This is a genomic window from Paenibacillus sp. p3-SID867, assembly GCF_025142895.1.
In the GTDB taxonomy this organism is placed as follows: domain Bacteria; phylum Bacillota; class Bacilli; order Paenibacillales; family Paenibacillaceae; genus Paenibacillus_AQ.
Window position 1 is genome coordinate 54631 of the sequence record NZ_JAMBDM010000009.1, and the last position, 22735, is coordinate 77365.

A 22735-nucleotide genomic window follows, 5' to 3' on the forward strand; every position below is an offset into this window, starting at 1 on the left:
TGTAAATCGTTATCCTTTTGTTATCGTAGCAAGATCATTCTCTATCCTTTAAAGTAGCCGATCCATATGGATCGGCTGCCTACTAATATTGAAACATAATCTTTTCATATTTCTCCAAATAATCAATTGGAATAGCAAGACCTACGGGGATAGAGCGGCCTCCCTGTGATGTAGTTGTTGTGGCATACACAACTGCAATCACATTTCCCTTATTGTTAATAACAGGGCTGCCGCTGTTTCCGTTATGAATTGGAGCCTGTATCATAAGCATGGGGAGCTGGGGACTCTCTAATGGAGTTAATCCTAGCACTGTGCCTTCAGTGGCGATTCGAGAGAATGCTAGCGGATTTCCGATGACATGAATAGGGTCGCCTTTTTGATAGGCTATCTCTGTTTCCAATTGGAGTGTAGGTAGGTTGTTCGCATTGTCTCTAATTTTTAGTATGGAGATATCGATCTCGCTGTCACTTACGATAACATCTGCCAAATATGTTTTTCCATTAAAGAATTGGATGATGCAAGCCTTGTCATTATCCATAACATGTTGATTCGTTATAATGAGTCCGTTTGGAGCGATATTAAACCCTGTACCTTTCCGACCACCAATACTAACGTTGACAACGGCTTGCTTATATTGCTGGATCTGTTCATCTTGTGATAACTGTGAATCCTTTTTCAAAAACCGTAGTGTCGGTAGATTATAAATCTGTGGTATAAAAGCAATTAGATTACCGAGTAGAAGAATGGCCAACATCATAATAATTGTTTTTTTGATCCATGTTCTTTTGGGTGGTGGATTCAACTCATCTTCTTCATTGTCATCTTCCAGGTTCCAAAATTCTTCTTCCCATTCAGGTGGGATATCAGTATCATTTACCGGATCGGCGGATGTTTTGGTATCATTCGGCTCATCGTTACGGATGGAAAATACCTCCCTGCTCAAGAGAAATAGAATAAAAACACGGATTCAAGATAATTATACCAAACCTTGGCAGACCGTGATCGGGAACGATTGGATAAACGTATAATACAAGTAAAACAAGCTACAATCTCATTGGAATGCAGCTTGTTTTTTTATTATTATCGTTTTGGACATAGTGTTCACTTCCTCTCTCTTTGAATCGTTGAGAAAAGTGGGTTGCCAAACCTCTTCATTCATGAGATAATTTTAGTTTTCCTAATAAGAATATGATAGTCTCGGAGGCGTAAGCGTGGAGCGATATCCTTTCTCCTATGATCCGTCAGAGCCGTTCGTCAAGCAGGTCGGCGATTGGGTTGCGGATGTTTTTTATGATGTGTTACCTGAACATGGATTTGATGTCCGGGATGAACAAATTTTTATGGCTTACCAATTGGAAAGAGCCTATGCCAGTAAGAAAACTATTTTCGCTGAAGCTGGGGTAGGTACGGGAAAAACTCTCGTGTATCTGCTTTATGCAGTTAACTTTGCAAGATATACTCGCAAACCTGCAGTGATTGCCTGTGCAGATGAGTCGCTCATTGAGCAACTTGTAAAACAGGAAGGAGACGTAGCTAAGCTTGCCCGTTATTTGGACTTACAAATTGATGCGCGGCTTGGTAAATCCCCTGATCAATATCTATGTCTTAAAAAAATTGACGGCGTTCGTCTTCAGGATGAAGATGCGGCGGTTATTGAAGACGTGTATGAAAATCTTCCTGATTTTGTTCATTCCCCAGGAACGATGCAATCTTTTTACCCTTACGGCGATCGTAAGGAATACCCTCATCTGAATGATGAACAGTGGAATAAGATCAACTGGGATTCATTTCAGGATTGTTTTGTATGTGATCAAAGACATCGCTGCGGCATGACCTTATCTCGGGACCATTATCGTAAATCTACAGACCTTATTATCTGTTCCCATGATTACTACATGGAACATGTGTGGACCTATGAGGGAAGAAAAAGAGAAGGTCAGCTTCCATTGCTCCCGGAACATAGTTCAGTCGTCTTTGACGAAGGACATTTACTCGAAACGGCAGCACAACATGCCCTCAGTTATAAGCTGAAGCATAGTGCATATGAAGAGATTATTACTCGTCTTCTAGATGGAGAGATCAGGGAAACGCTAGCCGAACGAATTGAAGATTCCATTGATCAGAGTCAGCTTGTGTTTTCTCTGGTAGCGGAGCAAAGTACAGCGATACCCGGTTCTGATCGAAAACAAATCCGAATGGATGAGAAGCTTCTTCAAGAACTGAATCGCTGGAAAGGTACGATCGAAGCTATTGATGAAGAGCTGGTCTTTGAAAGTGGCTTGCATACGCTTGATGAATATAAGCTGCGTATCGTTGAGGAGCATCTGGAGATGATCCAAACGGCTCTTCATCTGTTCCGTGATCCTGATACTTTCATTTGCTGGGCGGAAGAAAATGTGGATGGGGCTGCAACCCTTGCCATTATGCCGCAAACGGTCAAGGAAGTGCTGGAGGACCGGGTATTCGGGCTTCAGATGCCGATTGTATTCTCATCTGCAACCTTGTCGGTAGATGGATCTTTTGATTACGTAGCAGGAAGTCTCGGAATTAGCGAATTTTTATCTTTTTCCGTGAACTCTCCGTACGATTACGAGAAGCAGATGAAGCTCTTGGCACCGCGTGAACTTTTGCAAGATGGAGAGATTCGGAGTGAGGTTGCTGCTGCGAAGAAGCTGGCCCTGGCGGCCAAGCTGATCAAACGTACCGAAGGACGAGCTCTATTGTTATTTAGAACAATGAATGAGCTTCGCGAGTTTAAGCAAGCCGCTTCGCACCATCCAGATTTCGCATCCTATACCATGCTGTATGAAGGTGACCATGAAATTAGCAGCCTCATAGCTGAATTCCAAAATACAGAGGAAAGCGTGCTCTGTGCGGCAAGCCTATGGGAGGGGTTGGACGTACCGGGACCTTCATTATCCAATGTTATGATTTGGTCATTGCCTTATCCCCCGGAAGATCCTGTATTTATGGCTAAACGGGAAGCCGCTGATTCAGCATATGAAGAAGTAGACCTGCCATATATGCTGCTTCGCTTACGGCAAGGATTAGGTAGACTCATTCGCTCATCGACGGATCAAGGGATTGCAGCCATCTTGGATGCGGAAATTTTGCTCAATCAGCATGTCAGAGATAGAGTTGAAGCAGTATTGCCGCCTGGAGCTATACTTGAAGTAGAATCGTTGTAGTTAATCCTTCGAAATCGTATTAACGTAAGCTCGGAAAAACACCTGTTCTGTAACGCAATTCAAGTCATAAAGCAGACCTGGAGCGTCTCAGAACAGGTGTTTTTTATACTGTATTATGTGTGGGAATGTTACTCATAGACACTATTTTGAGATGTAATCAATATAATTGGAACGTAATAACTGAGTAATTTTCTGGATGTCTCGATTCTCGAACAGCCACTCCAATAATCATAAGATCGGACTCTCTTCTCTCCAATCATGGTATTTCCCATAGAAAGGATATCGAAATAACTATACATGTATTTTTTCTTCTGTGTTTAACTCGATTACATTTATTTAGAAGCTCCGAGCTTGGCTCCATGAATCCCTACAATAATCAGCCACGTAATCTCCGCCAAGATTAAGAACCGTCCGAACATACCGGCTAAAACCTCCGGTCCGAATTGCCCGTCTTGCGGAATTTGAAACACAAATACCAGCATCGCGACGATTGTAATACTCGCGATTGTGAGCAGCACTCTCTTCACAGGACGCCAAACATCAAGTCGACATAACGAAAGACTAATCAGTAATGCGGCTACCGGCGTGTAGTCCAGCATCGCTCCGATTGAGTGCATGCTGCCGCTAAACGTCGCATCATCCGGACTAACGGAGATGGGATCGGTCACGAAGATGCCTGCGATTATTACGCCTATTGCACTGATTCCAAGAATAACAAGTCCGATGAAACCCGTAACCGTACGTATATGCGGGAATATCGTAATTGCTACGCTGATTTGAGCAAATGCCAGCAATCCAAAAGCCAGGTGCATCATCCAACCAAAGTCGCCAAGAGCATATTCGCTAATAAAACGCCATGTCGGATCAAATTCGGCTGCAGCAGATGCAGGCTGCATAGGAGAAGCACGAACAATGCTCCTGAGAAAATTGACGCTAGCGCGAATCTGGAAGCCGTCACCGTTAAAGGTTTTGCTACCAACTGCTTAACCAATGCCCATCCCTCCTGCTGGCGAGACTCTCGTCATCGTCGTTTCATAACCTCCCCCGCCGGGGTAATGCCATGCCCCCGAATGGGTATCTCCGTCAGAGCGGAATGCCCCTTTATAATAGGAAGGCGATCCTTTGTCTCCAGCCCAAATGACGAGTGAATCCCCTTCCAATTCATACACATAATCGAAGGTATTGCCTAACGTATCAAAATAACGGGACCGAATATCCGGACTCTTGCTTTCGCCGAAGGGCTTTAAATGCCCAATCATCTCGATCCCTTTCACTTCTTGTCCGTTCTGGGAAAGATGGACGTGTTGTATCAAAAAGTGCCCGCCTTCCATCCACTCGTAGGTTACCGTTCCTTCTGCTCCGCCGCTGATTTGCCAAGTACCGACTAGTCGGTCCAACGTTTGAATATTCGTCATGCTCCCACTCTCCTTAATTGTTCGGAATCCGATATGGCTTTTGCTACAACATCAGGAGCCATGACAACCGCGGAATGATCTTGACCGGCAAGCGAATGTGCAGCAGACTTTGGAAGAAGTTCGACAAGCGCACGTGCCGCGCCATGGAAAAGCGGTTCGCTGTTTTCCCCAGTCATAACCAAAGTAGGAATCGTAACGTTCCATCTGCCGGTTGGCAGCGGGTTCCCGGATTGCGTCGTTCCCATAATGATGCCATCATAAGCAAGAGTATGCGCCAGGGACTCCATCTTGTTCCAAGAAGGATCGGCTTTCATATAGCCGATATATTCCCCGGGAATGCCTAGAGCCTCGGATGCGAAATATTCGACTGCTTCAGACCTTTTCTCATCTTTGATTAGTCCATTCAAATGTTCGACGTAATCACTAGGTACAGGCTTACGGCTGTCGTTAATAATGAATGGCGGTTCATACAAGAAGAGTTTTGCGACTGAATCTCCTAACAAGCTCGCGGCCTCAAGCGCCAACACGGCCCCGGATGAGCTTCCGAACAAGTAAGCTTGCCCTCCGGCGACTGCAATTAAAGCCTCGATATCTTCCACTTCACGTGTGATTTCGTAAGGTGAGGTATCCGTACTGCGGCCTCGTCCGCGACGATCGTAATTGTATACGGTGAAGTTGACCGACAAATGCTCGGCTAACGGAGAAGCATCCTTATAATCAGCCGCTGCCGATGATATGAGGATGATTGCAGGGCCAGTTCCTTGTTTGGTATAAGCGATTTGTGTCCCATCTTTTGAAATAACGGTTTCCATTGAGTTTTTGCCTCCTATTAAATTTTCTAAGTATTCTTCCAGTCGATCATAAGAATCGGTGAATCCTTCAATCATGCCCATCGCTTCAGCGTGGTCCCATTGTTCGTTGGTAGCGAATCGCGTCACGATACTAATCCGCGTTCCTCCGCTTTTCTCCTCGAACAACACGGTTGTGTACATTTCACTATCCGAAACGATATTCCAATCGCTGTCAGCAAAAGTGTCTATGTACACTAGTTTTCCCGGTGCCTCTACTACGTCATATGTGGCTCTGCAATAGGCCGCCTCGCCGCTATTGTCATCCGCTTGAAGACAATACCGCCACACTCCACCTGGCCGCACATCCATTTCGTAAACGGTTGTCGTCCAGCCCATTGGCCCCCACCATTTTGTAATATGTTTGGGCTCCGTCCAGCCTTCCCATGCCAGCTGAACAGGCATCGCAACGATACGCTCGACTGTGAGTTCTCTGCGACCGCGGTTTTTACGAATGGTTGTTTCTCTTTTCATTTGCAGTCATCCTTTTCATGTAGTTTTCAAGGGAATCCAGCCTTTGGTACCAGACTTCTTGGTAGTTCAGCATGTAGCTCGCGATAAAACTGTTGATACCTGTCATAAGTCCTCCTTCTTATTCTTATAGTCCAGCATATACTCCTCGAGATTGTCGAGACGCTCTTCCCATAGAATGCTGAAGGAATCAAACCATTCATCCAGCTCCTGGAACGGTCCGGCTTCGAGGCTTTAACTGAATTGTTGCTGATCTCATGAATTTAATATACATCATTGTGTATATACGCGTCAACACATATAAAAACAAATTAACTCAAATCAAAACCCGTAAACACGAAGAGACAGCCCCGCATAGATTTAAAGCTTTACGAGGCTGCCTCTTTTGTATTGGCATCAATGGATGAGTACTTTCCTATGCCCTTATATTTTGCGAGTACTTTTCTGCTAAAGTATCGTAATTTTAATTGTTTTGGCAAAATCCTCAAATGCTTCATGAGGCCGAATCGGGACATGTCGAGGGGCTCGCAGAGATCACTCAGTGTCCGCCCGCCAGAAGCGTGAAGCAAATCTAAAAGCTTACGGCGGCTGGGATCCGCAAGCGCTTTGAATATGTCAATCTCCATCAAAACACCGCCTTCCTGTCGATTTGAAAAAAAATTCATTTGTACCGCTTGACACGTTACCTTATGGTAACGTATTATAAAAACATAATAAGTGACCTAATGGTCACATGATATCGCAAACGGATCTGTTTGTCAGCCGGTGACTTGCATATCCATTCCGACAACCATTTGAAAATGAAAGGTGATGTTGAAGATGAAAATAACCTTGATTGCAGGCAGTAACCGCACAAACGCAAGCAGCACGAACCTACTTCGGTATATTGACAGCCTTTTAGAAGCCCAGAACATATCTGTCCAATTCGTTGATTTATCGGAGCTGCAGCTGCCGCTTTTTTCACCCGACAACTGGGATTTCCATCCTAACGTTAAGCATGTATTGGAAGCAATCGCAGAGGCAGACGGTTTGATCCTTGCAACGCCGGAATACCATGGCTCCGTATCAGGAGCGCTTAAAAACGCCCTAGACTATATAACCGGAAACCAGGTTGCGGGCAAGGCAGTGCTTTCCGTAAGTTCCGCCGGCGGTCCGCTCGGAGTTAGCTCGCTGTCGCATTTGCAGACTATTGTACGCAACTTGCACGGAATTAACTGTTCGCAGTGGATTTCGATCGGATATGGATCGAACACGTTTGGTCCCGACGGCGCTCCGATAGATGAGGGAATGAGAGACCGGGTACAAGATGCGGTGAGCACTTTCGTGGATCTGACCCGTAAGCTAACACCGATAGCAGCGGCAGCAAACTAACAGCACAATCCCTATTTTAAGAGATCAGAAAGTATAAACTTCCGTAGTTTAACACCCTTATCTCGCAAGAAAAACTACAGTTAAACGCGGTCTGTCTTCTTTGAAAGTACGTCGATAGACGTTTTTCTTATCATCATTAGGTTACCAAATGGTAACGTGACACCAAAGGAGATGTTTCTTCTTGATAATGAATCAACATAAGTATTCTGACGGCCATTGGATGGGATCTTGGTTTGCAAGTCAAACGTACTTTGATGGGAACTTTGCCGAAGAGCGATTCGAGGATCAGACCATCCGAATGATTATACATCCGCATGCCTTCGGTTCAAAGATCCGCTTGAAGTTTTCAAATCTTTACGGTTCCGAGCCTGCGGTCTTCGGCACAGTAACAGCAGCATTAGCCGCAAAAGATGGGGAAACCGTTCCCGGAACTAGTCGGCAAGTTGCCTTGAATGGTCAATTCTCCATCGTCATTCCTGCAGGGGAAGAAGTTTATTCGGACCCTGTCGATCTCCAAGTAAACGAACATGTTGACGTAGCTGTCAGCGTTTATGTTCCTGAGTCGACACGAACCTCGACATGGCATTTTTCGCCTCCTAGGTCGACTTATGTCGCCGAGGGGAATCATGCCGACGATAGTAGCGCGGATTTTTTCCGGAAGAAAATTCATTCTTATTACTGGTTATCCGGTATTGAGGTTTTAACACAAGGTGAGCCTTTACGTGTCATTGTCGCACTTGGTGATTCCATTACAGAGGGGAGTACATCTACTCCAGATGCTAACCATCGTTGGCCGGATATTTTCTTTGAACGACTTCGACGAGAACATACCTCCTATCCGATCTCCGTTCTCAATGCGGGAATCGTTGGCAATCAAATATTGAAAAAGGGGCCAGCGGTTGGTCTGCCAATAGGTGGAGAAAGTGTGCTTTCCCGCCTGGATCGTGACCTGTTTTCACATTCTGGAGTTACCGATGTGATCTTTCTCGAAGGAATCAATGATATTGGACTCGGATATGCGACCGCAAATCAGATTATTGATGGAATGAGGGAATTGGCAGCCCAAGTACATGAGAACGGACTGCGCATTTTTGCTGCTACCCTCCCACCGTTTGGCGGCGCTTCGTACTACTCCAATGAGAAGGAGCTCATCCGGCAAGAAGTGAACCGCTGGATCCTGACCAACGAAGTATTTGACGGTATTATCGACTTTAACACTGCGCTGGCTGATCCGGAGCATCCCGAACAGCTGCTTCCCGTCTATGATTTCGGCGATCATCTTCATCCTAGCGATGCCGGATTCAAAGCATTAGCCGATTGTATTCCATTGTCCCTGTTTATAAAATCTGATTTGGTTTGACCCAGTACAACTGGTTTCAATAAACATTAAAAAAGGAGATGTTTTATATGAAAACGATGGAACAAAAAAATGTGGAAACAGTAAACCAATTTATCGAGGCATTTTGGAATCAGAGTGAATTGGACTCCGTGGATCGATTTCTCTCCAACGATTATCAAGAGCTTTCTTACCAATCCAAGGAAGGTCTGAAAAAATTCGCAGCAACGATCCTGGAGGCATTTCCTGATAAACAATACACCGTGGAAGAGATCATCGGTCAAGGGGACAAGGTGCTCGTGAGAATGACCGTGAAAGGTACACATCAAGGCATGTTCTTTGGAACCGCGCCAACGGGTAATACGATTGATGTCACGCTGTACCGTCAATATCGTGTAGAGGACGGCAAGATCGCAGAGCATCGAGGCTGGATCGACATGGTGACCATGTGGAGCCAAATTCGAGGCAGCTAACTTCCCATAAATATCATCACGTACTACCGATCCAAAACTTGGGTCGGTAGTACGTTTGTAAGAAACTTATCGAATCGGCAATAGGTACATGTTCTTGTCCTCCAACACCTCAGCAATCGTCTCTTACCCTAAAAACCATTGATGTTACCGGCAATGCCAGCAGGTAACAATCCCATGAGTGTAGTGAAATAGTTAAATCTTATTCAAATCGACAGTATTCCTTGACAGGAATATTCCTGTATTGATATATTGTATCCAGAAAGGAGATACGTTTATATGGGCGATACCATAACAAATAGCAGAACGACCAGGCTCCATCAACAGCAGGTTTCTATACATCTACGTGTACTTACTGATTCCAGGCTTGTTAGGTGCATCCAAGTGTGAATCGCCGTATCTAAAAGCTGGGGCCGCAGCCCATTTTGGAACTGAACGATTGGATCCATTTGTTTTCAACCAGGTTCATTGAATGCCGGGAGACGGTAATTGAGAATACCAAAAAAATTATTGGAGGAATCGCGATGTCAACTCAAATCGAAATCACTTATACTTTCAATGCTCCACGAGAACTTGTGTTTAAGGCATTCACCGAATCACAACATCTTCGGAACTGGTGGGGGCCAAAAGGCTGGGCGTTTCATGTTGCGGAAGCAGATTTCCGGCCGGGCGGTGTCTTTCACTACAGCCAGAAACCTTCTGACGGCGACATCATGTGGGTTAAATTTGTATACAGTGAAATTGTTGCGTCGGAGAAAATCGTTTACACCAGTTTCTTTTCTGATGAGGAAGGTAACGTTGTACGTGCCCCCTTTGATGCAAATTGGCCACTTGAAATCTTGAATACCATGACGTTCATCGAGGACAACGGAAAAACAACGATTACAACGATTATTGTTCCCGTATCCCCGACTGAGGAAGAGAACAAAACCTTCTTATCTTCACGTGAGACCGTTCAAAACGGATTTACCGGAACCTTCGATCAATTAGTCGAGTACCTAAAGATATAAACATTTTGGTATAGCCGACACTAAAAAACACCAACCACAGGTGATTTTTTGTTTATAACTATCCTGCCCGTTAGTTTAATACCGCCATCGATGAAATCATATTGAGAATGTAACCATGTTCTTGTCATCAGTCGGGGATGTTATCAAGTTCTTGTTATTATGATTTGACTAGAACTTGATAACATAATTAAAAACAGCCGCCCCGACAAAGCTTAAGTAGTAAAAATCATACCGGATTCGGTATGAAATCTCCACCTCGGCATCGCTTCAAATAATGAAGCGCATGAACCTGTCCAGTCATCTCAAGCTCCCCATTATATACGGGATCGTGCCAGCCTTCAATATCGATCGTTCCCTCATAGTTGCCCTGCCGCAAAATCGTGATGATGTCGGTCCAGTCGATGTCGCCGAATCCGGGCGTACGGTGCCATACATAAGGCTTCGGCCCATGAATGCCATATTCCCTCACGATATCCCAAGCAATCGTCGCGTCCTTGCCATGGACGTGGAATACTTTATCCACCCATTTCCGCAGCTGCGGAATCGGATCGATTAAAGAGACCATCTGATGGCAGGGCTCCCACTGCAGGCCGATATGGTCCGACGGGATGGCGTTGAACATCATCTCCCATGCCGTCGGATTATGGGCAATATTCCAATCCCCCGTCTCCCATGTCCCGCCCATATCGCAGTTCTCGAACGCAATGCGGACGCCTTGATCTGCCGCTCTTTTGGACAGCTCGCCGAACACCTTCGCATATTGCGGAATGGATTCGTCGATGGATTCGCCCGTCAATCGTCCGGTAAAACCGGAAACGATATCGGTGCCGAACAGATGGGCATGATCGATCAGACGCTCCCAGCTCGCCAAAGTATCAGCATTACCGCCTTCTCCGGTTAGCGGATTGCCGAAGATCCCCAGCGTCGACACGATAAAACCGTGTTCAGCTTGCAGCTCACGGACTTGCTTGGCCGTCTCCACAAGATCGGTAGCACCTGTCGTCTGCCAGAAGGTAAGGCTGAACGATTCAAAGCCGTGGGGCGCAATCTGAGGAATTACGCGTGCAGCATCCCCGCCGCCAACCAACGTTCCGATGCGCAATAAATTCGCCATGTAATTTACCACTCCCAATTTAATGTTAGTATGCGTATGCAAGTTCAGTATAACTAGATTTCCCTCCTTTTTCTCCTCCTATCTTGTGCTTCACTAGTTCAATATTGCGGGAGTTTCTAGACTTGACTCCTCCAGCACCACCAAAGCCTTGATCTTCTTCGATTCCGGCAGGAGCCAGCTGTCGCCCTCCGCTTCCTGCGCGCTGGACTCCTGCCCCCAAGAATCCGAGCTTACCGCGCCGCAGCCTACTTCGATATCGTCGATGAATCGTAGGCAGCCTGCATGATTTCTAGATAACGCTGTATGTTCAAACCCTCCAGTCCTTTCACGTAATCCTCCCAATCTTTATCCAGACTCTTGGCGCCGGTAATGAACAGCAGAGCGTTCTGGTCGACATAGTCTTTGATGTTGGTCTGCATCATGCTGGCTTCATCGGCGACCAACGGATCGACCCATAGCGCCCAGTGAGGGAATATTTCCTTCGGCTCCTTGCCTTCCATCAGTAACGTTGCCTCGTACAGGCGGCGTTCGTAACCATCGTTCGCGTAAATATCCGTGCCCTGAACCTCGGCATCGCGGTATGCCCGGTGATGGTTATATTGGGTGAGTGCTCCCCAGCTGTCATTGCGGGGCTGCTCCCCGGATTCGAGCGGGATCGATTTATAGAGAGGCTCCACTTTATCGTTGAGTGCGATTTCCCCATCCTGCGGCTTGCGCCAGCTCTTGCCCTCTTCACCGAGATAAGAGAGCATTGCCCCTTCTTGCGTATAGAAATAATCCAGCATTTTAATGGCGGCGATCTGCGTCTCTTTGCTCGCTTTATTCGTCAGAACGAAGGATGCGCCCGGATCGATCGGATAGTTGAACGTTGCATAATTGGCGTGCGGTCCTTGCAGAGGCGCAAGCGGGTTGTAGTCCTTGCTGTAGGGTGCATCTTCTCCTGTGGTTAAAAACAGCGCGGGATGCATGCCTGCTCCGGCACCCAAAAGCTGTGCGTCCGCGTTATCCCCGATTTTTTTGTACGCGCCTGCATTTTGCGTAAACGCCCCCGGGTCAATGAGTCCGCCGTCATACAGCGATTTGATGTAGGCCAGAGCTTCCCGCCATTCCGGTTTGTTCGCCGCGGTGTCGATCTTGCTCTCCTTCATGATGAGATACGTTCTGTCGTCGTTGTAAATAAAGCCGTTCATGAGGTACGGAATCACGTGAACGCCGAAATTTTCGACGGATCCGCTGAGCGGCACTTCGTCCGCCTTGCCGTTTCCGTTCGGGTCCTGCGTCTTGAAGGCTTCAAGGACCGCTTTGAATTCTTCCGGCGTCGTCGGCTGCGCAAGCCCGAGCTGATCAAGCCACTTCGTATTGATCCACATTTTATTCGGGTACGAGCAGTGGAAGCATTCGTTTAAGCCGGTCAATCCGTAAATCTTGCCGTCAGGAGCGGTGTTCATAGCCTTATAATATTCGTTGTTCTCCAGTACTTCCTTAATGTGGGGAGCATGCTCTTCGATCAGGTCGTTAAGCGAGATGATCACCCCCTGCTGACCGAACTTCAGCAAATCCGTCTGCGAGAAACGGTCCACCCAAGGAATAAGCATATACAAATCCGGATAGTCGCCGGACGCAAGTGAAATTTGCCGCTTTTCGGCCGCGCCGTCAAACGGAACGGTTATCCAGTTGAACTTGATGCCGAATTGCTCTTCCATTTTTTTCGTAAACTTGTTCGTTTTCAGATCCACATCCGAGCTTTGATGGGCAAATACGTTGATCGTAACCTTCTCACCGGAATCCTGTAAGCCGCCTTCCGTTCCTTCGCTTCCTTCGTTGACATTTCCGCCGGAACATCCGGCAAGCGCGAAAATAAGCATTAGTATGAGAACAAGCAGACGGGTTCCCGTTTTTCTCAAATCAATCTCCCCCTCATGAATTGGTTATCAACATAACGGGCGAAGCCCAGGATCAGCCCTTCACGGAGCCAATCAGCATGCCCTGCACAAAATAACGCTGTACGAACGGATAGATCACCAGCACCGGGAGGCTTGCCACCACAATGAGCGAGTATTTCATCAACTCGGCCATTTGCTGCTGCTTCACCATCTCCCCGGCGTCCATATTGCCCGTTCCGCTGCCCAGGATGAGAATGCTGCGGAGAATGAGCTGAAGCGGATAGAGCGATTGCGATTTCAAGTAAATCAGGGCATCGAAATAAGCGTTCCACTGTCCCACCGCATACATAAGTGAGAGCACCGCAATGATCGGTTTGGCAAGCGGAAGAACGACGCTGAAAATGTAGCGGATGTCACTGCATCCATCGATATCCGCAGCCTCGGAAAGCTCATCCGGGATCGAGGTCTGAAAGAAGGTTCTGGCGATAATGACCTGCCATACCCATACGGCGTTCGGAATGAGCAGCGCCCAGCGCGTGTCGATCATGCCCATCGTTTTGACGACCAGATAGGTCGGGATCAAACCGCCGGAGAACAGCATGGTGAATGTAATGAAAACCATAAGCGGCGTGCGGCCGAAAAACGACTTTTTCGACAGCGGGTAAGCGACCATGATGGTCAGGGATACACTGATAAACGTACCGGCAACGGTATAAAACAGCGAATTGGCATAACCCGTCAGCACCTGGCCGTTTCGGAACACCGCCTCATACCCTGCCAGCGATACGTCGACCGGCCACAGCCACACCTTGCCTGCAGAGACAGCGCTAGGACTGCTCAGGGATGAGCTTACGATGTAAATAAGCGGATACAGCACGGCAATTAGAACCAAGGTCAGCAAGATGTAGGTAACGGTCAGAAAGATGCGGTCCCCCAGCGACTCCTTGATCCTCACGCTCCGCCGGCTACCGGAATGGGCCCGCAATGCGTTCATGTCACTCACTCCCTTTCTCGAAGTTTACCAGAGGCTGGTATTAGAAGCCCGCTTGGCAATGGCGTTGACAACCAAGAGCAGCACCAGATTGATCAAGGAATTGAACAATCCGACTGCCGTGGCGAAACTGTAGTTCGCATTCAACAATCCGATTTTGTACACATACGTAGAAATGATCTCGGACGTGGACAGGTTCAGCGGGTTCTGCAATAAGTACATTTTCTCGAAGCCGAGCGCCATGATGCTGCCTACACTGAGAATTAGAATAATGACCGCGGCCGGCAGAATGCCGGGGAGGTCGACGTTCAGGATCTTCTGGAACCGATTGGCGCCGTCCACCTTGGCAGCTTCATATAATGACGGGTCCACTCCCGCCAGAGCAGCAAGATAAATCACGGCGGAATAACCCATGGTTTGCCATACGTCGGACAGCACGTAGACCGTGCGGAACATGCCAGGCTCTCCAAGATAATTGATCGCTTCAAAGCCAAGCGCGCCAGTAATCGTATTCACGATCCCAAGACGCGGGGACAAGAACAGCATGATGATGGACACCATGACCACCGTGGAGATGAAATATGGCGCATAGGTGACCATCTGCACGTTTTTTTTGAACCTTGCGCTCTTCACCTCGTTCAAGGCCAGCGCCAGCAGAATCGGGATCGGAAACCCGACGATCAATTGATAGAACGAAATGTACAGCGTATTTTTGATCAGCGTCGCGAACGCCGGGTTGCGAAAAAACATCTCGAAATACTGCGTACCGACCCATGGGCTGCCCCAAATCCCTTTCACCACGTTATAATTCTTGAAGGCAAGCACGGCGTTTGCCATAGGCAAGTACTTGAAGATGATGAAGTACAAGACCGGCGGAATGATCAGCAGATACAGCTGCCAATGTCTTCTGAAGCTTCGGGAGGCAAATCTCCCGATTTCCGAACGTGTATTGCTCGGGGCTCTGACGGTTTTGGACTTGGAAAATAGAGTACTCAGTTCCATCCCTCCTTCGATGAGTAGCTGCCAATGAAGCCAGAACTTATTTGGCAGCGCTTTCTTGTGCGTAATCATAAAATTGCAAGCTCGGCTTCGTAAAGGCACACTTTCTCCCGTACCGTACATTTTCGGAAACAGATGCTCTCCAAGCCTTGATTTCACTCGGTTTTTCATTGGGCGGGTTCGATTAAAAAACGTCCGCCAAGACGTTCGATCCATTCGTTTAAGCAGGCGGCTGACCTTCCTCTTTCCGCGAAAAGATTGGCGAGCCCGCCGTCTCCTTAATCGGCCATTTGCCGAAATGTGCTCGGTGACACACCGCGAACCCGCTTGAAGGCCCTCCGAAACGAATGCGCGCTGTTATACCCCACCTGCGCGGCGATCTCGTCAATCGTCAAAAGGTTCTGCTGCAGCAGCTCGGCCGCCTTGCCGATCCTCACCAGTTCAATGTAGTCCGAAGGATTCGTTCCCGTATGTTCCTTGAACATTTGGGAGATATATTTCTCGGGCTTGCCGATATGCTCCGCGATACGATAAAGCGTCAGCTCGGCGTCGGAATAACGCTCGTGGATGTAGCGGATAATCTCACCCACGGTCTCGGCGTGCATGTCGCATTTTTTCTTCCGGACATCCATGCAGATCTCATGAATGAGCTGCCCGAATCGCTCCCTGAGCTGATCTACCCCATCCGTCGTCGTAACTGCAGCGATCTGCTCTTTGATATGGTCGGTGAGCGACTCGTCGTGGAATATTCTTTGTTCGGCCAGCTTCAGAAAGGTTCCCTTGAGCTCCATCACGAACTGCTGCGTCATATCGTACGACAGCTCCCTCTCTTCAAAGTTCCGGCTGAACAGCTGGTCAAGAAGGCGGCTTGTTTCCTCGAGCTCACCCGCCTTAAGTGTATTGAGCATACGTTGTTCGGATTCAATCGGATAATAGTACAGCTCCGTAGCCTTCATCGCATCGTCGAACCGGGTGATGCCGACCGCCCCGGTATGAACGGCATACTCCAGCGCTTGCTGCGCTTCGTTGAACGAGTCGCCCACACCGTTCCAAGCGTCGAACACCGAACCCAGCCCGATCGTAATCGACAATCGATGATGCCGGTATACCGTATCGACCAGTTGAAGCAGACCGGCTTCCAGGCGACGATTTAAGTCGTCAAGTGGCTCCCCGGCAAGCGGATGCACGAAAGCGATCTGGTCCGAACCCCAGTCCGTAACCAGCACATCGGGTTCCAGCCGGCTCAAAGCCTGCCGGACGATCAACCGGGCAACGCTGAGTTCCTGGATGATTTCTTCGCTGTCGGCACTGCCATATCCGGCGACTTTCAGAATGCCTGCGCGTCCTTGCTCGCCGCGGAGCGGGACTCCCGTCTGACCGGAAACTGCCTCTAACTCGCGCAGCGTATAGAAGTCGCCAGTCAGCAGCCGTTTGATAAACGCATCCCTAAGCAGCGGGAGCTGATCGTTCAGTGAGGACTCCAACAATTTGTTATTAGCGATCAGAGCCGCGATATTGCCGGCCAGAAAATCATACTCGTTGCCGATCTTCTCCCGGGAATTGTGGTTTTGCTCGCGAAACACGGACAGGAGCGACTGGACCTTTGCACTGTGCCGGTAAGCGAGGATAAGTCCAATCAGCAAGCCAATGATCAGCGCAGTCAGCGTAAACGTCATCGTGACCCGCTGAATTCTATCGGCCTTCGTCATCAGCGCCTGCTCGGGTATTCCGGCTATATAGGTCCAGCCGTTCAGGTCGGACCGGATGGAGATCAACAGCCGTCCGTCTCCCGTGGGGCTGACCTCGCCGTTCTCATCGGAAGAAGCTTCGGTGAAGCGCTTGGCTTCCTCTTCGTCGATGCCGCGGGACAGGATCAATCTGCCTTCCCGGTCCGCAACTACCGCCCAGCCGCCGTATTGATCCACGATATTTTGCAGCAGGCTGCCCATATGATCTTCATCGATCAGTACGCCGATCATCGCCTGCGGATTGTTGAAGCTGTTAAGCGGGATCGATTGCAGAAACGTGACGGCCGGCGACTCAACAAACACCGTGTCGCGGATTTCCCGCCTATATTTCTTAAGCGGAATCATCTCGTTTAGATGCGGTTTCTTCAATACGGCCTCCTCCCAATCCTCGAACGTCAGCCCTTCAAGCCGATTCGCCTCGTAATAATGCTCGGGCCGGTAATAGAGGGTATTCGGCGTAATAATGGCATTATAATTGCGTATGTAGATGAAGAAATTGGAGAGGTAATCATTCGTGCTGCTGTACATGGACAGGCTGCGCTGCATGCGTCCCAAGCCGTAAACGTTGTTGCTGTCGAGCGGCTTGGGATCAGCGATGAGACGATAAAGATCCTGATTGATCGCAAGCTGCTTCGTGAAGGCTTCCACCTCCACCAGATGACGCTCGATGATCTCTTTTCCCAGATTTAAGGAACTCAGACTGTTTTCAATCGAACTTGATTTTGCTACTTCAATTGAAGCCCTGTACGATGCATAACCCGCAATTTGAGGGATTAAGAGCACAATCAAGTAGGAGATCAGAAATCTGCGGAACACCGGGGAGAACTTGGACCATAAACGCTGCATACGTACCCTCCTCAATAGAAAGCGTTTTCAAAAACAAGGCAATTCGATGATACACTTCACTGTTCGCAAGAAAAAGGTACAATTCCTTCCTCGGGGTACAATTTGCTTACGATATGGCTACCGGCTAGGAGAAGAATGGCCGCAAACTCCTTTACAAGGCAATAGGATAAACCGAAGTAATCGCCTAGGGCATAGGGGGAACCCAGGACTGCGCTTTGCTCCCTTTCATGCATCCAACTATAATCAGCTGAAATTTCGGATCAATTCCAGCCCAAAACAAAGAGCTGCCCTTCCAAGTCGCCTGTATGACCTGGAGACAGCTCTTTGTTAAAATGATTTACCTTTGTGATAACTACCGGTACCGTTGACGGTGAGTTACCGCCCGAGTTCGCCTACAAAGGTGGTAACGCTCTGCGCGGGAAGATGGGCCCAGTAGTTGCTCCCCGTTACATTGAGTGTCGTTCCGGGTTGAAGATTGCTGCTGCTGCTCGTGATCCACCTTGATACCTGCGAAACCGATCCGTTCTGCAGAACAAAGTTCTGATTGACCCCGGCGCTGCTCCGATTAATCGCAACGATAACGATTTTGTTGTCACCTTTATAGGCTGATACGTAAACGTTGGATTCAGGATTTTTCGTGGCATCCACCCTGACATAACCGGGGCGGACAAATTTGGAGAAATGAGCCATATTGTAGCCGCGTTTGCTGATCGTGCCGTCCTCCTTCATCGGACCGTAAGATCTGCGGATATACCACCATACGTAAGCTTGAAAATCTCCCTCTACCATCGCGTTGTGGATATGGTAAGACACATCCAGAGCTTCGGGCCAGCGATCCGCCGAGTTGTTGTCGCTGTTCGGGTAGTAAACCTCCGTCATCCAGAGATCTTTTCCCGCTCCTTTTTGTTTGAACAGCGGATAAGCGAAATTGCTAATCTGCGTGCCGTACAGATGAGCGCCGAGGATATCCATATTGGCAAGCGCCTGGGGATCATTCAAAATCGGATCCGACATATTTTTCAGATACTGGAACGATTCCGGCGCGATGACTCTCGTGTTGATCGATCCGGCATTTTCTTTCATAAAGCGAAGCATTTCCTGCGGTGTCCACCACGTCCAGTCATGTGCATAATCGGGTTCGTTTTGGACGGATATCGCATACAGATCGACGCCATTGTTTCTCATGTACGTCATGAAATCGTTAAGATGCTGGGCATACGCGGCGTATTTGTCGTAACGAAGCCGCTTTGCCGTCGTATCGCCGTTGTGGTTGAAGGTCTCAACCATATCGGCCGGCGGATTCCATGGGGAAGCAAATACGATGGCTCCAAGGGCAATGGCCCGTTTGGCCGTCTCCAGCTCACGATGCCACTGATTTCGGTCTTCATGCACGTAGATTCTTAATATTGAGAAACCTAACTGATTCGCCCCGTTTCCGAATGCGGTATCTCTCTGTGCTGCCGTCAAATCGCCGATCCATGCCGGGTGGTTGATGCCTCCGAAGCCGCGAATCACTTGCTTCTCCGAGGAGACATTGATGACGGCATCGCTGGCTGCGGCAATATTGCCAGGTGCAACCAGAATGGACAAAGCGATGGCAAGAGACAAACATACGCATAAGTATTTCTTAAACCGTAAACTCATGAGACTGCTCCTCTCGAATTTTTTGGCTCCTCAAACCAAGGTCACGCGTTGAATCAATATTCAGCCGGTCAATTCCATTCCATTGCTTGCTCCGCTAACAATCGCTTTATCGCTTTGGATGCCACAACGAAAAGCCCCGGATTCGTGAATCCCTCGAATTTTCCGGCGGCGCGCAGATGCGGCTCCAACGACATAAACCCTGAAAATCGCCTGCGGCTGAGCTCATGAATGAGCTCGCGGAGCTCGCCGTCGCCATCGCCTGCAGGTACGACGGTCCCCTTCCCCATGATGGCGTCTTTCACATGAACATACGACGTATAGTCGCCTACCAGTGGATAGGCCTCATTGACGGGCTTCACGCCGCACTGCACGAAATTCGCCGGATCAAAGGCTGCCCGCAAATGGAAGGATGAAACCGTTTGAAGCAGATCCAAACATCGCTCGCCGGTGTCTCCATAAATATGGCTTTCATTCTCATGAAGCAGAACCACGCCTTCGCGTTCAGCCAACCGAGCGAGTCGTTGCATGCGCCGTAACACCTCAGGCCGATGCTTCTCGTAGTCCCCGTCCGGAATGTAAAAGGAGAACACGCGTACAAAAGGCGCATGGAAAAACTTGGCTAGACGAACGGCACGCCGAGCGTCTTCGAGATGGGTTTCAAAGTCGTCGGTGATTTGGATTTTCCCGATCGGCGATCCGATCGAGGAGACTCCGACCCTCCGCTCCGCTAATCGTTCTTTCACGGTCAACGCTTCCTTTTTCGTCAGCTGCAGCACATTTTTCCCCCAAACGCCTCGAAGCTCAAGATAACGGATGCTTTCGGATTCTAGGACATCCAGCTGTACATCCAAATCCGGGGATATCTCGTCTGCAAATCCGGTTAACGTAATCATTGGACCCTTCCCTTTCTTAACGGATGATTTCACATGATCAAGTGGCGATACATCGGGAAATGACCATCCAACCACAGGTTGTAAATGTTCATGAGGACATTACAATTTGTTTAAAAAGGAGGCGATATCCGCATGGAGCTCGAGTATCACCCTCATCTCGTACCGAATATTTTTCTGTTCGTGGACCGCAGATGTTATCCGGATTGGAGAATACAGAAGGCCCGGATCGGGTTTCACGATTTGACGTTCGTCGTTGATGGCCGGGCAAACTACTACATTGACGGCAAAAAATTTGCAGTTGAGGCGGGCGACCTGGTGTACGTTCCGGGGGGAAGCGTACGGGAAGCCCATACATGCAAGGAATCTCCCATGCATGCGTATCCTTTCAATTTTTTCTGGGCCGAACCGCACAATCATATCCGGCTTCCGTTTGGCGTCGTAACGAAGAAATTGATCACCAAGGAGATCCTTGCCTACATCCGGGAGTTCAACCACGTGTGGATGAATAAACAACCGTTTTATATGATCCATGCCCGTGCATTGTTCGAACTCATTCTCCACCGGCTGCTTCACGGTATGCATCGCCAAACGATCATGCACATGGATCCGCGGATCAAGAAGCTGGCTTCCATCATCGAAGAACACTATGCGGAAGACTTGTCGTTTAACGACTTCGCCGAGCAGTTCAACCTCCATCCCGTTTATTTAGGGAAACTATTCAAAAAGAATACCGGTTCGACCTACAAGGAATACCTGCAGCGGATACGCGTGAATAACGCTGAAATCATGCTGATGGCCGGCGGCGTTACCGTGACGGAAGCCGCCGAATCCTGCGGCTTTCAAGATCTTTCCTATTTCAGCAAAGTGTTCAAGGAAGCGAAAGGCTATCCACCGTCTTCCGTTAAGAAGCATTGACTTGAAATCGCTTCCATCTGTAACGCTGTACCTGACTCATCCCTTCAAAATGACGGGAGGACTGGCTGTGATTCCATTTGAGGCCACGATTACTTTTTCCAAACCGCATCAATTGCTGACTGGAACGGTCCTTTATATTTCTCGACGACCGTCGAAACCGGGATGCCTTCCATAATCTCCCCTATAAAATCGTAATAAGGCATCGATGGATATCCGCTCTCGGTATCGATCACTTTAATGCTCTCACCGGCCATCTTGGCATTTTCAATATCGTCCTCGTTGCTGAATAAAGTCTCCAGCGTAGATTGTTTCGGATAGTCGTAGATCGACTCGATATCGTTGATTTTCTCATAAATGTAGACCAGACGTTCGGGATGCTCCACCGCGCTTGGAATCGTCAAGTAGTTTGGGATCGTATTATGCGAATGATAACTTGTTGCGCTTGACCCTTTCGGGAATGGGAGAAAGCCGATATCGTAATCCGGCATGTCCTTCTTGAAGTTTTCCATTTCATAATCGCTGCCTGCAAACATCAATGTGTTGCCTTGGCGGAAAAATTGGCCCGGCTCGGTCCAGTCTCCCCCTTCCGTTGGTCTCCCGACCGCCTCGGTTGCGAGGCGCGACAAGAAGTTCAGCACTTCCAAGGTTTTTGGATCCTCGAGTCCTTGCTGATCGAGAATGACCAGATTCGCTTCGTTCGAAGCCATTGCAGGAACCAGCAATGATGCGGTTGCAAGACCCCAAATATCCAACTTGCCGTCGTTATTTGAATCTTTGTTCGCTTCTTTCGCGACTTGAATGAACGTATCCCAATTCCATTTGTCTTCGTTCACGTATTCCTGCAATGGCTTCATGCCCAATTGATTCATTAACGTGCGGTTATAGAAAATGCCGGATGACGCGCCGTTGATCCCCGTCCTGAACCCGTAGCCCCTTCCTTCGTATTGGGAGTACTCGTTCGTATACTGCTGGATGAATACCTTCTCATTCTTGGTGTATTCATCCACTGGCGCGAACAAACCTTGATTGACCAGCGTCGGAATCATCCATGGCCTTGCAACCCGGATGATATCGCCGATCGGTTCGCCCGCTACCAGCGAAGCTGTCACCTTATCCTGATACTCGCCGAAATCCACGGTTACGTATTCCATTTTAAAATTATGCTTTTCCATTAACTCTTCCAAATTTCGTTTCCGATTAATGTTGTCAGGGTTGTCTTCCTGAATGGACTCGTCATACCAGGACACCCATTTGATGGTGCTGCCGCCCATATCAAAATCCATTTCCGGCGTACCGGTTATGTCTTCCTCGCTGGTTGATTCGTTTGTCGGCTGCTCGTTTGTCGCTTCCGCAGGCGCGTTAACGGCCTCTTCCGCTTTGCCGGGCTCGACTGTCTTCGCGTCGCCGCCCGAGCCGCTGCTGCATGCCGTCATGATCACCAGAATCAGGCTGCAGAACAGCAGACTGATCTTACGCATCCACATGCGTTAATTCCCCCCTTAATTTTTGGCTGCATGAATATGCAGCGCTTTCATTTTGATGCTCACCAAGATCATATAACTGCTTGCGAAAACGAACCATAGAGAAACTAAA

The 22735-nt window shown here is 48.5% G+C and carries 18 protein-coding genes and 1 pseudogene; 6 read left to right on the forward strand and 13 right to left on the reverse strand.

The features are described from left to right. Positions 1-82: 82 nt before the first annotated feature. Positions 83-943: a S1C family serine protease gene (locus M4D81_RS19060; protein ID WP_260067671.1), complete on the reverse strand. Its 861-nt coding sequence runs from the start codon at positions 941-943 to the stop codon at positions 83-85. 268 nt (positions 944-1211) lie between these two features. On the opposite strand from M4D81_RS19060, the gene M4D81_RS19065 reads away from it, so the two are divergent. Next, complete coding sequence (locus M4D81_RS19065) at positions 1212-3188, forward strand: ATP-dependent DNA helicase (protein WP_260067672.1); 1977 nt, start codon at positions 1212-1214, stop codon at positions 3186-3188. 332 nt (positions 3189-3520) lie between these two features. Here the strand turns inward: M4D81_RS19065 and M4D81_RS19070 are convergent, their stop codons facing one another. The 4 genes and pseudogenes from M4D81_RS19070 to M4D81_RS19085 form a co-directional block, all read right to left on the reverse strand. Continuing rightward, positions 3521-4084, reverse strand: coding sequence for a DUF998 domain-containing protein (locus M4D81_RS19070; RefSeq protein ID WP_260067674.1), 564 nt, complete (start codon positions 4082-4084; stop codon positions 3521-3523). A gap of 87 nt (positions 4085-4171) precedes the next feature. Further along, the gene (locus M4D81_RS19075) at positions 4172-4603 is read right to left on the reverse strand and encodes a hypothetical protein (protein WP_260067675.1); all 432 of its coding nucleotides are present in this window, start codon (positions 4601-4603) and stop codon (positions 4172-4174) included. Then, a complete protein-coding gene (locus tag M4D81_RS19080) occupies positions 4600-5925 on the reverse strand; it encodes an alpha/beta fold hydrolase (protein ID WP_260067679.1) in 1326 nt (441 codons plus the stop codon). The genes M4D81_RS19075 and M4D81_RS19080 overlap by 4 nt, the downstream gene beginning before the upstream one ends. 473 nt (positions 5926-6398) lie before the next feature. Then, positions 6399-6548, reverse strand: a pseudogene (locus tag M4D81_RS19085) (ArsR/SmtB family transcription factor); the annotation flags it as partial. A gap of 193 nt (positions 6549-6741) precedes the next feature. Here M4D81_RS19085 and M4D81_RS19090 point away from each other — a divergent pair. The 4 genes from M4D81_RS19090 to M4D81_RS19105 all read left to right on the forward strand — a co-directional run bounded on the left by M4D81_RS19090 (position 6742) and on the right by M4D81_RS19105 (position 10109). Further along, a complete protein-coding gene (locus tag M4D81_RS19090) occupies positions 6742-7293 on the forward strand; it encodes an NADPH-dependent FMN reductase (protein ID WP_397376712.1) in 552 nt (183 codons plus the stop codon). 187 nt (positions 7294-7480) lie between these two features. Continuing rightward, the gene (locus M4D81_RS19095) at positions 7481-8653 is read left to right on the forward strand and encodes an SGNH/GDSL hydrolase family protein (RefSeq protein WP_260067861.1); all 1173 of its coding nucleotides are present in this window, start codon (positions 7481-7483) and stop codon (positions 8651-8653) included. A gap of 47 nt (positions 8654-8700) precedes the next feature. Further along, positions 8701-9102 (forward strand): ester cyclase, encoded by a 402-nt coding sequence (locus tag M4D81_RS19100; RefSeq protein ID WP_113059838.1) that lies wholly within the window; start codon positions 8701-8703, stop codon positions 9100-9102. Positions 9103-9623: 521 nt separating this feature from the next. Then, the gene (locus M4D81_RS19105) at positions 9624-10109 is read left to right on the forward strand and encodes an SRPBCC domain-containing protein (RefSeq protein WP_260067681.1); all 486 of its coding nucleotides are present in this window, start codon (positions 9624-9626) and stop codon (positions 10107-10109) included. Between the two features lie 226 nt (positions 10110-10335). Here the strand turns inward: M4D81_RS19105 and M4D81_RS19110 are convergent, their stop codons facing one another. From M4D81_RS19110 to M4D81_RS19140, 7 genes are all read right to left on the reverse strand, one after another. After that, the gene (locus tag M4D81_RS19110; RefSeq protein WP_260067682.1) at positions 10336-11223 is read right to left on the reverse strand and encodes a sugar phosphate isomerase/epimerase family protein; all 888 of its coding nucleotides are present in this window, start codon (positions 11221-11223) and stop codon (positions 10336-10338) included. A 245-nt stretch (positions 11224-11468) separates the two neighbouring features. After that, a complete protein-coding gene (locus tag M4D81_RS19115; protein WP_260067683.1) occupies positions 11469-13127 on the reverse strand; it encodes an ABC transporter substrate-binding protein in 1659 nt (552 codons plus the stop codon). Positions 13128-13179: 52 nt separating this feature from the next. Next, complete coding sequence (locus M4D81_RS19120; RefSeq protein WP_260067684.1) at positions 13180-14100, reverse strand: carbohydrate ABC transporter permease; 921 nt, start codon at positions 14098-14100, stop codon at positions 13180-13182. Positions 14101-14124: 24 nt separating this feature from the next. Beyond that, positions 14125-14979 (reverse strand): ABC transporter permease, encoded by an 855-nt coding sequence (locus M4D81_RS19125; protein ID WP_311200688.1) that lies wholly within the window; start codon positions 14977-14979, stop codon positions 14125-14127. A 395-nt stretch (positions 14980-15374) separates the two neighbouring features. Further along, entirely contained in the window at positions 15375-17690 is a 2316-nt protein-coding gene (locus M4D81_RS19130; RefSeq protein WP_260067686.1) for a helix-turn-helix domain-containing protein, read from the reverse strand. Between the two features lie 375 nt (positions 17691-18065). Next, the gene (xynC, locus tag M4D81_RS19135; protein WP_260067687.1) at positions 18066-19334 is read right to left on the reverse strand and encodes a glucuronoarabinoxylan endo-1,4-beta-xylanase XynC; all 1269 of its coding nucleotides are present in this window, start codon (positions 19332-19334) and stop codon (positions 18066-18068) included. 68 nt (positions 19335-19402) lie between these two features. Continuing rightward, positions 19403-20227: a sugar phosphate isomerase/epimerase family protein gene (locus M4D81_RS19140; RefSeq protein WP_260067688.1), complete on the reverse strand. Its 825-nt coding sequence runs from the start codon at positions 20225-20227 to the stop codon at positions 19403-19405. A gap of 132 nt (positions 20228-20359) precedes the next feature. Between M4D81_RS19140 and M4D81_RS19145 the strand changes: the two genes are divergently transcribed. Further along, entirely contained in the window at positions 20360-21142 is a 783-nt protein-coding gene (locus tag M4D81_RS19145) for a helix-turn-helix transcriptional regulator (RefSeq protein WP_260067689.1), read from the forward strand. A gap of 89 nt (positions 21143-21231) precedes the next feature. Here M4D81_RS19145 and M4D81_RS19150 read toward each other — a convergent pair whose 3' ends face one another. Then, entirely contained in the window at positions 21232-22626 is a 1395-nt protein-coding gene (locus tag M4D81_RS19150; RefSeq protein ID WP_260067690.1) for an ABC transporter substrate-binding protein, read from the reverse strand. Positions 22627-22735: the final 109 nt, after the last annotated feature.

What these genes read in the sequence shown, in the direction of transcription:
- M4D81_RS19110 (WP_260067682.1), bottom strand. Translation starts at nt 11,223, where the DNA reads ATGGCGAATTTATTGCGCATCGGAACGTTGGTTGGCGGCGGGGATGCT.
- xynC (WP_260067687.1), bottom strand. Translation starts at nt 19,334, where the DNA reads ATGAGTTTACGGTTTAAGAAATACTTATGCGTATGTTTGTCTCTTGCC.
- M4D81_RS19070 (WP_260067674.1), bottom strand. Translation starts at nt 4,084, where the DNA reads ATGCAGCCTGCATCTGCTGCAGCCGAATTTGATCCGACATGGCGTTTT.
- M4D81_RS19120 (WP_260067684.1), bottom strand. Translation starts at nt 14,100, where the DNA reads ATGAACGCATTGCGGGCCCATTCCGGTAGCCGGCGGAGCGTGAGGATC.
- M4D81_RS19075 (WP_260067675.1), bottom strand. Translation starts at nt 4,603, where the DNA reads ATGACGAATATTCAAACGTTGGACCGACTAGTCGGTACTTGGCAAATC.
- M4D81_RS19145 (WP_260067689.1), top strand. Translation starts at nt 20,360, where the DNA reads ATGGAGCTCGAGTATCACCCTCATCTCGTACCGAATATTTTTCTGTTC.
- M4D81_RS19090 (WP_397376712.1), top strand. Translation starts at nt 6,742, where the DNA reads ATGAAAATAACCTTGATTGCAGGCAGTAACCGCACAAACGCAAGCAGC.
- M4D81_RS19150 (WP_260067690.1), bottom strand. Translation starts at nt 22,626, where the DNA reads ATGTGGATGCGTAAGATCAGTCTGCTGTTCTGCAGCCTGATTCTGGTG.
- M4D81_RS19140 (WP_260067688.1), bottom strand. Translation starts at nt 20,227, where the DNA reads ATGATTACGTTAACCGGATTTGCAGACGAGATATCCCCGGATTTGGAT.
- M4D81_RS19130 (WP_260067686.1), bottom strand. Translation starts at nt 17,690, where the DNA reads ATGCAGCGTTTATGGTCCAAGTTCTCCCCGGTGTTCCGCAGATTTCTG.
- M4D81_RS19095 (WP_260067861.1), top strand. Translation starts at nt 7,481, where the DNA reads ATGAATCAACATAAGTATTCTGACGGCCATTGGATGGGATCTTGGTTT.
- M4D81_RS19080 (WP_260067679.1), bottom strand. Translation starts at nt 5,925, where the DNA reads ATGAAAAGAGAAACAACCATTCGTAAAAACCGCGGTCGCAGAGAACTC.
- M4D81_RS19100 (WP_113059838.1), top strand. Translation starts at nt 8,701, where the DNA reads ATGAAAACGATGGAACAAAAAAATGTGGAAACAGTAAACCAATTTATC.
- M4D81_RS19105 (WP_260067681.1), top strand. Translation starts at nt 9,624, where the DNA reads ATGTCAACTCAAATCGAAATCACTTATACTTTCAATGCTCCACGAGAA.